This window comes from Centipeda sp. (in: firmicutes) (genome assembly GCF_057271695.1).
The window spans coordinates 1-13,622 of sequence record NZ_DBHIVL010000064.1; the positions used below are offsets into that span (position 1 = coordinate 1).

Annotated in this window: 14 protein-coding genes and 1 pseudogene; 14 read left to right on the forward strand and 1 reads right to left on the reverse strand. The window is 55.8% G+C overall.

Features of this window, described 5'->3' with window-relative positions; genetic code table 11:
* Positions 1-118 precede the first annotated feature (118 nt).
* The 13 genes from ACO6BQ_RS09655 to ACO6BQ_RS09715 all read left to right on the forward strand — a co-directional run bounded on the left by ACO6BQ_RS09655 (position 119) and on the right by ACO6BQ_RS09715 (position 12,624).
* Positions 119-565: an Hsp20 family protein gene (locus tag ACO6BQ_RS09655; RefSeq protein WP_489120661.1), complete on the forward strand. Its 447-nt coding sequence runs from the start codon at positions 119-121 to the stop codon at positions 563-565.
* A 38-nt stretch (positions 566-603) separates the two neighbouring features.
* The gene (locus tag ACO6BQ_RS09660) at positions 604-1,392 is read left to right on the forward strand and encodes a CheR family methyltransferase (protein ID WP_489120662.1); all 789 of its coding nucleotides are present in this window, start codon (positions 604-606) and stop codon (positions 1,390-1,392) included.
* The gene (locus ACO6BQ_RS09665) at positions 1,389-2,303 is read left to right on the forward strand and encodes a phenylacetate--CoA ligase family protein (RefSeq protein ID WP_489120663.1); all 915 of its coding nucleotides are present in this window, start codon (positions 1,389-1,391) and stop codon (positions 2,301-2,303) included. The genes ACO6BQ_RS09660 and ACO6BQ_RS09665 overlap by 4 nt, the downstream gene beginning before the upstream one ends.
* Positions 2,304-2,307: 4 nt before the next feature.
* Complete coding sequence (gene pyrF / locus ACO6BQ_RS09670) at positions 2,308-3,021, forward strand: orotidine-5'-phosphate decarboxylase (protein ID WP_489120664.1); 714 nt, start codon at positions 2,308-2,310, stop codon at positions 3,019-3,021.
* Positions 3,021-3,596 carry an orotate phosphoribosyltransferase gene (gene pyrE / locus ACO6BQ_RS09675; RefSeq protein WP_489120675.1) on the forward strand — a complete coding sequence of 192 codons (576 nt, stop codon included), beginning with the start codon at positions 3,021-3,023 and terminating at the stop codon, positions 3,594-3,596. The genes pyrF and pyrE overlap by 1 nt, the downstream gene beginning before the upstream one ends.
* A 12-nt stretch (positions 3,597-3,608) precedes the next feature.
* Positions 3,609-4,304 (forward strand): hypothetical protein, encoded by a 696-nt coding sequence (locus tag ACO6BQ_RS09680; protein WP_489120666.1) that lies wholly within the window; start codon positions 3,609-3,611, stop codon positions 4,302-4,304.
* Complete coding sequence (locus tag ACO6BQ_RS09685) at positions 4,294-5,544, forward strand: methionine gamma-lyase family protein (protein WP_489120667.1); 1,251 nt, start codon at positions 4,294-4,296, stop codon at positions 5,542-5,544. Before ACO6BQ_RS09680 ends, ACO6BQ_RS09685 begins: the two co-directional genes overlap by 11 nt.
* 247 nt (positions 5,545-5,791) lie before the next feature.
* Positions 5,792-6,910, forward strand: coding sequence for an ABC transporter ATP-binding protein (locus tag ACO6BQ_RS09690; protein WP_489120668.1), 1,119 nt, complete (start codon positions 5,792-5,794; stop codon positions 6,908-6,910).
* A complete protein-coding gene (locus tag ACO6BQ_RS09695; protein ID WP_489120669.1) occupies positions 6,903-8,558 on the forward strand; it encodes an ABC transporter permease in 1,656 nt (551 codons plus the stop codon). Before ACO6BQ_RS09690 ends, ACO6BQ_RS09695 begins: the two co-directional genes overlap by 8 nt.
* A 228-nt stretch (positions 8,559-8,786) precedes the next feature.
* Positions 8,787-9,824, forward strand: coding sequence for an ABC transporter substrate-binding protein (locus tag ACO6BQ_RS09700; protein WP_489120671.1), 1,038 nt, complete (start codon positions 8,787-8,789; stop codon positions 9,822-9,824).
* A gap of 133 nt (positions 9,825-9,957) precedes the next feature.
* A complete protein-coding gene (locus tag ACO6BQ_RS09705; protein ID WP_313990573.1) occupies positions 9,958-10,107 on the forward strand; it encodes a secretion protein HlyD in 150 nt (49 codons plus the stop codon).
* Positions 10,108-10,133: 26 nt separating this feature from the next.
* Positions 10,134-11,864: a sensor histidine kinase gene (locus ACO6BQ_RS09710; RefSeq protein WP_489120672.1), complete on the forward strand. Its 1,731-nt coding sequence runs from the start codon at positions 10,134-10,136 to the stop codon at positions 11,862-11,864.
* Entirely contained in the window at positions 11,842-12,624 is a 783-nt protein-coding gene (locus ACO6BQ_RS09715) for a response regulator transcription factor (RefSeq protein WP_489120673.1), read from the forward strand. The genes ACO6BQ_RS09710 and ACO6BQ_RS09715 overlap by 23 nt, the downstream gene beginning before the upstream one ends.
* Before the next feature lie 71 nt (positions 12,625-12,695).
* On the opposite strand, the gene ACO6BQ_RS09720 is transcribed toward ACO6BQ_RS09715, so the two are convergent.
* Positions 12,696-13,040, reverse strand: coding sequence for a cupin domain-containing protein (locus ACO6BQ_RS09720; RefSeq protein WP_489120674.1), 345 nt, complete (start codon positions 13,038-13,040; stop codon positions 12,696-12,698).
* A gap of 271 nt (positions 13,041-13,311) precedes the next feature.
* On the opposite strand from ACO6BQ_RS09720, the pseudogene ACO6BQ_RS09725 reads away from it, so the two are divergent.
* A pseudogene (locus ACO6BQ_RS09725) lies at positions 13,312-13,622 on the forward strand (IS5 family transposase); the annotation flags it as partial.

The following is a 13,622-nucleotide window of genomic DNA, read 5'->3' on the forward strand; positions in this document are numbered from 1 at the left end:
GACGAAAAAATCTACGCCAATCTGACGGACTTCATTTTATCAGCGATTCCTTGAAAAGCATGCGCGTTATTGTTATAATGAAAGCGTAGATTAATACATTATGTTGGAGGTGGTCGCTATGTTTCGTCCATTGCCGTTCAATTTGAAAGAAAATGCCGAAAAAGGACAGGAGATTCTGGGAAAGGCTCTTGAGACCGTGATGGAACATTCGTTTAATCCGTTCGACAAGGTGGGCGGGATGCTCTTTCCGTTCCGTGTCGATGTGATCGACTGCGAGAACTGCTACGAGCTGTACGCAGAGCTTCCCGGATTTACGAAGGATGCGATTGAGGTTTCTTACAATGAGGATGGACGCCTGCGGATCAAGGCAGAGCGTGTCGTGCCGGAGGAGTCCGAGACGAAGTATCTCTGCCACGAGCGCAAGGCGGGCACATTTGAGCGTTCCTTCCTCATCGATGATGTGGATGAGGCGGAGGTGTCCGTATCCTATGAGGCGGGGATTCTGCATGTCATCCTGCCGAAACTCGAGGTGAAGAAATCCTGCCGGGTCTTTACGATCCAGTAAGATTGAAGATGTAGGGATATATGAGCGGAGGGGACTTTATGTCGGAAGATCGCGACTGGGAGCAGTTTAAGCAGAAGCTGAAGGCAAAGACGGAGATTGATCTCGATCTCTACAAAGAACCGCAGATGAAACGGCGGATTAACAATCTGATTACACGCGCAGGATACAAGGGCTGCGTTGAGTATTTCGATCATGTCTGTGGGAACAAGGATGACTTTGCGGCGTTCATCGAGTATTTGACGATCAACGTATCGGAGTTTTTCCGCACGCCGGAGAAGTTCAGCAAGCTCGAGACGGATGTCATCCCCGATCTGCTGAAACGTTCGCCGAAGCTGAACATCTGGAGTGCAGGTTGCTCCATCGGCGCGGAGCCGTATTCGCTCGCGATCATCATGAAGGAGATGACGCCGACGACACGCCATCGCATCCTTGCATCTGATCTCGATATCGAGATTCTCGCAAAGGCAAAGCGCGGTGTCTATACAGCGGATGAGATCAAGAGCATGGCTCCCGAGCGCCGCCGCAAGTATTTCGACGCAGACGGCGATCGCTTTGCCGTGAAGCAGGAAATCAAGAGCATGATCGAATTCAAGCGGCACAATCTCCTGCAGGACAAGTTCGAGACGGGCTTTGATCTGATTCTCTGCCGCAACGTCGTCATCTACTTTACGGATGAGGCGAAGGATCAGCTCTATCGTCATTTCTTCGAGGCTCTGAAGCCCGGCGGAATCCTCTTCGTCGGCGCGACGGAGTCGATTCTGAACTTCCGCAAGATGGGCTATACGAGCTTCCAGCCGTTCTTCTATCAGCGGCCGCTTGAGTCATGAGTGGGGCTGCACTCTCCGAGGAGCAGCGGCTCGCGCTGCTCCAACGCGAGCTGAAATGGGCGGAAGAAAAGACGTCGTTCTACCGCACCGCATTTGCGCAGGCAGGCATTCGTGCTGAATCTGTTTCGTCGTTTGCAGAGATGGCGCATTTGCCATTTTTAGACAATGCAGCGAAAGAGGGGGCGGACGCCCCTTTTTTCATGCTTACACTTCCGTTCTCCGGTGTTTTGCGTATGAGTGCCCTGCACGATGAACGCGGCGCGGGGAGAATCCACTGCTATACGCAGGGGGATGTGGCGCGGCAGGTACAGACTGCGACTGGGCTGCTCACCGCATACGGTGTGAACCGTGCGAGCACGGTGCTCTTTGTAGGAGACTTTACGGACAGCCGCACGCTCGATCTCCAATATGCCCTTGATGCGATCGGAGCGGCAGTCCTGCCGTGTACGGGTGAGACTGCCGCAGATCTGCTGCGTGCGGTGGTGGCGGATACGGTTATCGCATGGGAGTACGAGCTGCCTGCACTTGCAGAATCGATGGGGGATCTGTGCGTGAACCGATTGATTACGATTGGAACGCGTCTTGTGCCGCAGGACTTTGCACGGGAGATGGCGGAGCGCATGGGCGCACGCCATGCACATATCTTTACATTGGCGCAGATGGGGGCGCTCATCGGCGGCTCTTGCACTGCAGGTGAGGGGATTCATCTTGAGGAGCGGCTGTTCTTCGCCGAGGTTGTGGATGCGGCAGGGAAATGCGTACGGGAGGATGGCGTGTGCGGCGAACTCGTACTCTCGACAATTACAGCGGAGGCGATGCCCGTTTTGCGCTATCGGACAGGCCTTTCGGTACGTTTTGTACGCGAACGGTGCGTGGGAAGAGATGCGCGGCTGCACATCATAGAGGAGTGAAAGCATGGCAGATGATCGGTTGATTGCGGCACTTGACGTGCCGACGCGTGCGGCGGCGGAGCAGCTTGTCACACGTCTTGGTGACAGTGTCAGCTTCTACAAGGTGGGCATGGAGCTTTTCTATGCGCTCGGCGGGGATATCGTTACATGGCTCAAGGAGCAGGAAAAAAAGGTGTTCCTCGATCTGAAGCTGCACGATATCCCGAATACGGTCGGCAATGGTCTGTGCTCGCTTCTGCGGCTTCGTCCCGACATTCTGAACCTCCACACTGCCGGCGGGCTGCGGATGATGAGGGCTGCGCGTGAGGCACTGCATGCGGCGGCAGACAGGGAGGGGATTCCCTGCCCGAAGCTGATCGGCGTAACGGTACTCACAAGCATGGATGCGGAGGACTGGGCAGGGCTCGGACACACGGGAGAAATCGCGGACGCGGTACTGCGGCGTGCAAAGCTCGCGCAAGAGGCGGGGTTGGACGGCGTGGTCGCCTCTCCTGCCGAGACGGAGGAGATTCGCCGCGCTTGTGGTGAGGATTTTCTCATTGTAACGCCGGGCATTCGTCCCGCAGGTGTTTCCCATGACGATCAGCGACGCGTGATGACACCGGCAGGGGCAATCCGTGCGGGGGCATCGCAGATCGTGATCGGACGTGCGATCTATGCGGCAGAGGATCCGCGCATGGCGGCAGAGCGTATTTTGAAGGAGATGGAGGCGGTATGATGACGCAGGAAGAGGTACGCGCCCTGCTCGTAAAGACGGGTGCGATTATGGATGGGCATTTCTTGCTGACCTCGGGACTGCACAGTCCGCACTATGTCGAGAAATTCAACGTGCTCCAACATCCTGCCTATACGGCGCAGCTCTGCGCGGCGATGGCGGAGAAGTTTAAGGACGCAAATATTGAGACGGTGGTCGGCCCCGTGACGGGCGGTATCCTGCTCGCGCATGAAACGGGAAAGTCACTCGGAACGCGTGCAATCTTCACCGAGCGCGTGGACGGGAAAATGACGTTTCGACGTGGCTTCTCTCTGCGCGAGGGCGAGCGCGTGCTCATTGTCGAGGACATTGTGACGACGGGCGGCTCGATCAAGGAGGTTATTGAGGTGGTGAAGGAGGCGGGAGCTGTTCCTGTTGCGGTTTCCATGCTCGTTGACCGTAGCGGCGGCAAGGTGAACTTCGGCGATGTACCCGCGACTGCGCTCCTCACGATGGAGGTCGAGACCTATGTACCTGAGAGCTGTCCGCTCTGCGCGAAGGGGATCCCCATGACAAAGCGCGGACGCACGGGCAAGTAAGAGGCACATCCGATGGCTGAGGAATTCACGGAGAAGATTGATGCGGCTCTTGCGGCGTGGACGGTACTCGATGAGCTTCCTGCCGAAATCGAGGGGTTCGTTCTTTCGCGGGAGCGGCAGGCACGCGAGTCACAGTACGATTTCTTTCGCTACGATCAGACGCAGGAACATCGCTCTGTTGTCGGCTTTTACGATGCCGCAACCACTTCGTACAAGCTGCGCGTCGAGATCGGTGTTGTGCGCTTTGCCCTGCCGTCCTTTGTTTACGGAGATTTGGAAGCGTTTGGCACGGAGCTTCAACGAGCACTTCCAAACGTGATGGTGGAGCTGCATGCGGATGCACTTCAAACGCAGGAGCTGTTGCCCGTGCGCGAGAGCATTGCAGCGTGGTCGTATGGTGCACAGCTGCCCGAGCAGTTGGAGGGCTTTGAACTCTTTGTCCGTCCGTCCGCACCGGCAGAGCTGACGAACGGCTCCTTCCTCGTCATCGACTATGTGGATTTTGTGCGGGGCAATGATGTCGGGATCTACTACAACTGCTATCGAAATGAGTTCTTCGGCGAATATCATGTCAACCATATGCCGTATGTGAGTTATTCGTTTGATGCGCCGGATCTGGAGTCTTTGGAAGAGCGGCTGCAACAATATCTTGTCCCCTATCTGCATAGGGCGACAACGGAGTGGGAGCAGGCAGCAAATGGAAAGTGAGGACGTTTTGCACAGGGACGAGTTAGGCGCACTGCGCACACAGGTCATCGAACGGGCACGTGGGCCGTTTGCACGTATGGACGAGGTCGCGGAGTTCAATACACGGAAAGTATTGGATGCCATGCGGGAATGCCGCGTCTCGGATGCGCATTTTGGCGTGAGTGCGGGCTATGCGTACAGCGATCTCGGGCGCGAGAAGCTGGACGAGCTCTATGCACGTGTCTTTGGTGCGGAGCGTGCGCTCGTGCGAACGCAGTTCGTCTCGGGGACGCACGCGCTTGCAACGGTGCTGTTCGGCATCCTGCGTCCCGGCGATCAGCTCGTCTCTATCACAGGGGCTCCCTATGATACGATGCAGACTGTCATCGGCTGGGTGCATGAGAGCATCGGCTCGCTCAAGGAGTTCGGTGTGCTCTATGACGAGCTGCCGCTGCGGGACGGTCGCGTGGACATGGACGGCATTGAGCGCATTGTGACGGCGCGGACGAAGGTTGCACTGGTACAGCGTTCGCGTGGCTACAGTGAGCGCGAGCCACTCAGTATCGACGACATCCGCGCGGTCAGTGCACGCATTAAGGCGGCGAATCCCAACTGTATTGTCTTCGTGGACAACTGCTATGGGGAGTTCGTCGATACGGTCGAGCCGACGGAAATCCCTACGGTCGATATTATGGCGGGCTCCCTCATCAAGAACCCCGGCGGCGGCATCGCACCGACGGGCGGCTATATCGCGGGGCGCAGCGAACTCGTGGAGATGGCATCCTATCGTCTGACTGCGCCGGGGATGGGGGATGAGCTCGGAGCAAGCCTCATCTCGAATCGTCTGCTCTTTCAGGGATTCTTTCTCGCGCCGCACGTCGTTGCACAGGCACTCAAGGGAGCGGTCTTTGCCGCAGGGATCTTTGAGGGACTGGGCTGCCGTACGTTCCCACGATTTACGGAGGCACGCAGCGACATCATACAGGCGGTTGTGCTCGGGGATGCGGAACGGATGAAGGCGTTCGCGCGTGCGATTCAAGGGATGTCGCCCGTGGACGCATTCGCGACGCCCGAGCCGTGGGATATGCCGGGCTATGCCGACCAGATTATCATGGCGGCAGGGACGTTCGTGCAGGGCGCGTCGATCGAGCTGAGTGCGGACGGTCCCATGCGTGCGCCATACTGTATCTATATGCAGGGGGGGCTGACGTTCGAGCACGCGGCACTTGGCGTGATGGCGGCGGCGGAAGCGATCCTTTGATGATAGAATCAAATATGTTGGAGCACATCGCTGCACATCCCAAGTTACATCCATATCCAAAATCTCTCATCATAGGATTGCTTCCTATTGATGGGGGATTTTTGGTTTATAAGGAAGTTCAGTTTTTCGGATATTTTTGCAGATTTGTGGATATTATTTTGCTGCTCCTTTTTGTATACTATAAATAATCAGACGAATAAAGAGCGAAAGGATTCGATGCTGCTAAAAACAATTTGGAGGGGATTCGATGAGTGTAGCGATTAACATTGAGAATGCTGTGAAGAAATATGGCGATCTCACGATCATTCCGGGGATCACAGAGCACATTCGCAACGGCGAGTTCTTCACCCTGCTCGGACCATCCGGCTGTGGAAAGACGACGCTCCTGCGGATGATCGCAGGGTTCAACAGTATTGAGGGCGGGGATATTCTCTTCAATGAACAGCGGATCAACGACATCCCCGCGCACAAGCGAAACATCGGCATGGTTTTCCAGAGCTACGCGATCTTCCCGCATCTGACGGTACGACAGAATGTGGAGTACGGTCTGAAGCTGCGCGATGTGCCGAAAGCGGAGATGAAGGAAAAGGTCGACCGCATCCTCGATGTCGTACAGATTGCGGACTATCAGGATCGCCTCCCCGAACGTCTCTCAGGTGGACAGCAGCAGCGTGTGGCACTTGCGCGTGCCATTGTCATCCATCCGAGCGTGCTGCTCATGGACGAGCCGCTCTCGAACCTTGACGCGAAGCTGCGCATTGAGATGCGCTCCGCGATCCGTGAGGTACAGAAAAAGGTCGGCATTACAACGGTCTACGTCACGCACGATCAGGAGGAGGCACTCTCCATCTCCGACCGCATCGCTGTCATGAACAAGGGCGAGATCCAGCAGACGGCGCAGCCGCAGACAATCTATGAGCGTCCGTGGAACATCTTCGTCTCGACCTTTATCGGACACTCCAACCTGTTCTACGGGCGCGTGCAAAAGTCGGGCGATCGGATGTGCGTCATCTTCCGCAACGGTTATGAGATGCCGATGGAGAATCTCGGTGCGGAGGCGGAGGACGGCATGGAGGTTGTGATCTCAGTGCGCCCCGAGGAACTCTCGATCCAAGACGACGGCCTCCCGTGCAAGGTGAAAACGAAGGTATTCCTCGGCAAATACATCAACTACAGTCTGGACTTCGACGGCGAAATGATCCTGCCGGATCAGGCATCGCTTGAGTTCTCACAGGATCTTGGGCATGCGACGCAGCAGCTCGAGGTTGGGGATACGGTGCACCTTCGTCCAAATGCGCTCAAGGTCAATGTATTCACTGCAGATGGTTCGCGCAATATCCTGAAGGATGTGGTGCGCTATGAGTAAGCTGAATTTGCGCTGGGACTTCTGGACCGGCATCACGGTTCTGTCCATCGCCGTCTTCGGACTCTTCCTGATCTACCCGCTCTTCTCCCTGTTCTCTTCGGCGTTTCAGGATGCCATGACGGGGGAGTTCACGCTCGAGCATTTCAAGCATTTCTTCGAGCGGAAATACTACTACCAGTCAATGATCAACAGCTTCAGCGTGACGGCGTGTGTGACCATCCTCGCGATCATCATCGGAACGGCACTCGCGTACTTTATGACGATCTACCGCGTGCGTTTCAAGAGCGCACTCGAGATCTGCATCATCATCTCGCTTCTCTCGCCGCCCTTCATCGGCGCATACTCGTGGATTCTGATCGGCGGACGCAGCGGCATTCTGACGCAGTGGCTGCAGGAGACGTTTCAGTACGAGTTCCCGTCGATCTATGGATTCTCGGGCATTCTGCTCGTCCTGACGCTCAAACTCTATCCGTTCATCTATCTCTATGCGGCGGGCGCGATGAAGAACATCGATGCGGCACTGATCGAGGCAGCGGAGAGTCTCGGATGCAGCGGTGTTCGCAAGGTGGTGACGGTCATCGTACCGCTCATCACGCCGACGATCCTCGCGGGTGCGCTCATGGTCTTTATGAATGCAATGGCGGATTTCGGTACACCGATGCTGATCGGCGAGGGGTTCAACGTCATGCCGGTCATGATCTACTCGGAGTTCATCAACGAGGTCGGCGATCAGGCGAATTTTGCGGCGGCAATGGCGGCGATCATGGTTGTCATCACCTCGACGATCTTCCTGCTCCAAAAATATGTTGTGAGCCGCAAGTCCTTTACGATGAGTTCGCTGCGTCCTCTTGAAGTCAAGGAGATGAAGGGCGCGGGCAATGTCCTGATGCACGTTCTCATCTATCTGCTCGTCGCTGTTTCGATGATCCCGCAGCTTGTCGTCGTCTACACCTCCTTCCTTGAGACGCGGGGGGCAGTCTTTACAGGCGGCTACTCGCTCGACAGCTATACGACGATCTTCAGCAGCCTTGGCACGGCGATTTCGAACACCTATCTATACAGTACGGCGGCGATCCTCATCATTGTCTTCCTTGGCATGACGGTCGCGTATCTGACGACGCGGCGCAAGAGTATGCTTACGGACATCATCGACACACTCACGATGTTCCCGTACATCATTCCCGGCTCTGTTCTGGGTATTACGCTGCTGCTCGCGTTTAACGAGGAGCCAATCCTCCTCTCGGGCACGGCACTCATCATCATCATCTCGCTTGTCATTCGGCGTCTGCCCTACACGCTGCGCTCGAGCTCGGCAATTCTCTACCAGATCAGCCCGAGCATCGAGGAGGCGTCCATCAGCCTCGGGGCTTCGCCGCTCAAAACCTTCTTTAAGGTGACGGCTGTCATGATGCTGCCAGGTGTCATGAGCGGGGCGATTCTCTCGTGGATCACGGCGATCAACGAACTCAGTTCCTCGGTCATCCTCTTCACGGGCGCGACTAAGACGATGTCCGTCGCCATCTACACGGAGGTCATCCGTGCGAGCTATGGCACGGCAGCGGCACTCTCGACCATCCTCACGCTCACGACGATTGTCGCGATGGTGACGTTCTTCAAGGTGTCGGGCAGCAAGGATGTAACCCTTTGATTCGTGGGGTTTCAGGCGAAAGCCTTTTTCATAGAGGTCTTTTAGGAATCGCTGATAAAATGAAGTCCGTCAGATTGGCGTAGATTTTTTCGTCCGAACAAGGAGGCAAACCGGACGCATAGCCAAAGCTATGTGGAGGATCGAGGGCACAGTGCGGGCAAAAAAGATGCGTCAAGATGATGGTGCTGAATTTATCAGTGTTTCCTTTACATCAAAGGAGGTCTTTTCATGAAGTTCAAGAAAATGTTTGCCGTTCTGGCAGCATCCCTGATGCTGGGCGGCGCGCTCACCGGCTGCGGAGGCGGCGGCGGAGAGAAGAAGGCGGCGTCGGCAGATGACAACTCCCTCGTCATCTACTGCCCGCATCCGCTGACGTTCATCAATCCCCTTGTCGAGGAGTTTGAAAAGCAGAGCGGCGTGAAGGTCGAGGTCATTGCGGCGGGCACGGGTGAGCTCCTCAAGCGCGTCGAGTCCGAGAAGGCGAACCCGCTCGGCGACATCTTCTGGGGCGGCTCGCTCAACACGATGAAGCCAAAGGCAGATCTCTTCGAGAACTACACCTCAAAGAACGAGGATCACATTCAGGCAGCGTTCAAGAACACTGAGGGCCCGATGACGCGTTTCACGGATATCCCGAGCGTCATCATGGTCAATACGAACCTCATCGGCGATGTGAAGGTCGAGGGGTACGAGGATCTGCTGAACCCCGCGCTCAAGGGCAAGATCGCATTTGCTGATCCGTCCAAGTCCTCCTCCTCCTATGAGCACCTCATCAACATGCTCTACGCGATGGGCAGCGGCGACCCCGATAAGGGCTGGGACTATGTGGAAAAACTTTCGCGCAACCTCGACGGCAAGCTGCTCTCCGGCTCCTCTGCGGTCTACAAGGGCGTTGCGGACGGCGAGTATGCCGTGGGACTCACGTTTGAAGAGGGGGGCGCGAAGTACGTTGCGGACGGTGCGCCGGTCAAGCTCGTCTACATGAAGGAAGGCGTTATCTCCAAGCCGGACGGCATCTACATCATCAAGAATGCAAAGCACATGGAGAACGCGAAGAAGTTCATCGACTTCATCACGAGCAAGGAAGCACAGAGCATCATTACGGCGCAGCTCCACCGCCGCTCCGTGCGTGACGATGTCGACCCGCCCGTCGGTCTCCTGCCGAAGGAGCAGATCAAGATCATCAACGATGAGGAGCAGGTCGTTGAGAAGAACAAGAAGGCATGGCTCGATAAGTTCAAGGATATCTTTACGAGCGTGCAGTAATCTCTGACGCAGGATGCAAAATGCCGGGAGGGCGTAACCCTTCCGGCATTTTGTGTTTGAGTAATTTTTTGTTATAATCATTTTAAGGTGGAAATTCATTTTATCAAAGTTGCCTTAGGGAATCGCTGATAAAATGAAGTCTGTCGGATTGGTACAGATTTTTTGTCCTGTCAAGGAGACAAACCGGACGCATAGCCAAAGCTATGTGGAGGATTTGTCGACACAGACAGGGCGAAAAAGATGTGCTAAGACGGCGGTGCTGAATTTATCAGTGCTTCCTTAGTTACAAGCGCGGAAAGGAGGATGGATATGCGACGTTTTCAGGATGAGGTGCGCAGTGTGCTTCTTAAATATGCGCTTGTTCCCGGCTTTCTCGTTGCGCTCATCTGCATCCTGCTCGCGGCAGTCTACTGGGAGCGGAACGTTGCGGCGCGCACAGCGGACGAGGTACACGTCGCAGGTGAGATCTTCACCGAGATGACGCACGACTACGAAGATCGTGCAGCGGCAATTGCGATGAACGGGACGGAACTGCTCGCTGGGGCCGCTGAGGAACGCCGTCTGTATTTTGAGCGAATATACGCGGAACTGAATCTGCATGGCAGGCTGCCACGGTTTTTCCTGCTGAATGTAGACAGAGCTGTCCTTTTCCAAACGCGGAGTGACTTTCCGTCCTATCTTGCACCGCCGACGGCGAATTGGGGCGTGCTCTCGCGCATGGATGGACAGACGGGCTGCGTGGAGGAATTCATCCCGCACAGTGATCGCGAATGGGATTATGTTGTCGGTCAGGCGATCCGTCCCGTCGCGGTACAATCTGCGGCGGATGTGGAGACTGTGGAGGGGTATGCTGTCTTTGTCGTATCCATGCGCGAACTCGAGAAGCGGCTGCAAACGGGCGAAAAGATGCACTTTGTCATTGCCAATCGCGAGGGGCGTGCACCCTTTTCCACGATGACCATCTTCCGCGATCCTGTTTTTTACAAAATTGCCCCCGAACTTGCAAACGCACACGGGCTCTGTGAGGTGGGGGGACAGCAATTCTACGTGGCACAGGAGCAGGTGCTCGACGGGCGTTTTACGATCTATGCCGCTCTGCCCGTCGGCAGCCGCATCGCCCAATTTGCGACGGGCGCGGTGATCCTTCTCGCCGTGTTCCTCTTGATGGTGCCGTTCATCTTCTTCCGCGTGCGGCGGGAGACGGCGGAGAAAATGCGTGCAATGGATGAGATTGTCGATGCGTTCCGCGCCGTTCGGCATGGGAATTTGGATCGGGAACTCGCCATTTGCACGGGCAACGAGTTCGAGGAGATTGCGGGCGAGTACAACCGCATGGTGCAGAGCCTCGTCCGCCTCATGCAGGAAAATGAAGAGAAGGCACGTGCAAGCGTTATTTCCGAGCTGCGTCAGCTCGAATCACAGTTTAATCCGCATTTCCTCTTTAACACGCTTGAAAATATTAAATTTATGACGAAGCTCGACCCCGACGCTGCAACGCGCATGATCACCGCGCTCTCGGCACTCCTGCGCTACAGCATCGACAACCGTGTGCAGCGCGTCCTGCTTGCCGAGGATATCCGCCATCTCGGCAGCTACATCGAGATCCAACGCCAGCGGTTCGGCGCACGTCTCACATACCGGCAGGAGATCGCGGAGGCTGCGGGGAAGTGCCTCGTGCCGAAGCTGCTCCTGCAGCCCGTCGTGGAGAATGCCATTCACTACGGGGCGGATGCGGAGGGCGCAATTCATATCACCACGCGGATCACGATTGCAAACGGGAAGATGCAAATCGTCATCGAGGATACGGGCGTTGGGATGGCGGAGGAAACGCTGGCATCGCTGCGGCAGATGATGCGGCGCGGAGAGAACCGCTCCGTGCACACCGGACTCTACAATATCCATCGACGCATTCAACTGCTCTATGGCATGGCATACGGGATGCAGATCGAGCGGCGAGCGGAGGGCGGTACGCGTGTCACGATGGTGCTGCCCGTGAACATCGGAAAGGAGGAGGGCAATGCTGCGTATTCTGATCGTTGAGGACGAGGAGATCATCCGTCGGGGACTGATCTCCGTGATTGACTGGGCAGGGATGGGATGCCGCGTTGTGGGCGATGCGTCCGACGGTCTGGCGGGGCTCGAACTCCTGCGCACGGAGCATCCCGACGTTGTGCTCACCGACATTCGTATGCCGCGTATGGACGGCATTGCAATGGCGGAACGTGCACGCGCGGAGGGCATCCTGCCGCAGCTTGTTTTTCTCACAAGCTACGCCGAGTTTGATTACGCAAAAAAGGCGATTGCCCTTCAGGCAGCAGACTATCTATTGAAGCCCGTCGATGAGGCGGAGCTTGCCGCTCTCATGCGGCGGATTGCGGTGGACGGGCCGGCGCAGGAGGTGATGCCGCAGGCAGTGGAAGGCGTGGACTGGCAGCGGTACTTCTCGGACGGGGCGCTCAACCCCTATGTGCGGCATGCAATGGAGCGCATTCGGACGGACTATCGTGAGAGACTCAGCATCGAAGGCCTTGCGGAAACGGCAGGTGTGAGCGCGAGCTATCTCAGTCGCAAATTCAAGGAGGCGACGGGGCATACCTTTCTTGAGTTCTTGACGCGCACGCGTTTACAGAGTGCCGTGACGCAGCTTCGCTCGGGTAAGTACCGCGTCTACGAAGTTGCGGAGGAAAACGGATTCGGTGACTACAAGAATTTCTGTACAGTGTTCAAAAAATATATGAAATGTTCGCCGCGTACATTTTTGCAAGAGACAGGAGGGAGGTTGCAGCAGGAGGATGAATAGGGACGCAAAACACCCGCAGCAAAAATGCTGCGGGTGTTTTGCATTCAGGGAGAAATGTGTTGATATATATATTACGCCGCAGGGAATGCGACGACAAGCAGCATCTTGAACGGTGTTTCCTTTGCTGCGTAGACGGAGTGCGGATGGGTTGCGGGCATGACGATGCTCTCACCCGCCTTGAGCGTGTAGGTTTCATCGTCAATCGTGATGATGCCCTCGCCGTCAAGTGCCGTGACAAGCGCGTCGCCCGTGGAGGCGTGCGTGCTGATGCCCTCACCCTTCGCGAAGGCGAAGAGTGTGACACCGAGCCCCTTGTTCTGGACGAGCGTCTTGCTGACGACCTGTCCTTCTGCGTATGCGACCTGATCCTTGAGCAGGAGTGCCTGTTGATGCTGGATATTGTTCAGGATTGCCATGATGTTTCCTCCTTGTGTGTTGTGAGAATTTCTATGCATATTATACACAGAATATCCTCTATAGAATGTGACCAAAGCCACAATTCCGAGAGGAACACTCGGAATTTGAAGAATCAAAAATTGGCTCTTTGTCAAATGTTGTGGAGAAATATTATAGAAAAATTTCAGGCTGTCTTTGTTCGTCGGCTTTGCCGTGCTTCGTTATTGAGCATATAGAGGAAACACTGAAAAATTCTTTTGTTGCACGATTGAGCTCCAAAATATTACAATTGAGGGAATCGAGGATGCAATCTATGACAGCTATGCCATGAAGCACTTCCTGAAGATCGACTTCTCCATCGAACGGACACCGGATGCTACGACACTCCTGCACTTTCGACACCTGCTGGAAAAGCATGACATCACCCGCAAGATGTTCGATGACGTGAAAGAGCGGCTGGACGCCGCAGGACTCATCATGCACGGCGGTACAATCGTTGACGCCACCATCATCCATGCACCAAGCTCGACCAAGAACGCCACGAAGACCCGTGACCCTGAGATGCACTCCACGAAGAAGGGGAATCCGTGGTACTTCGGCAT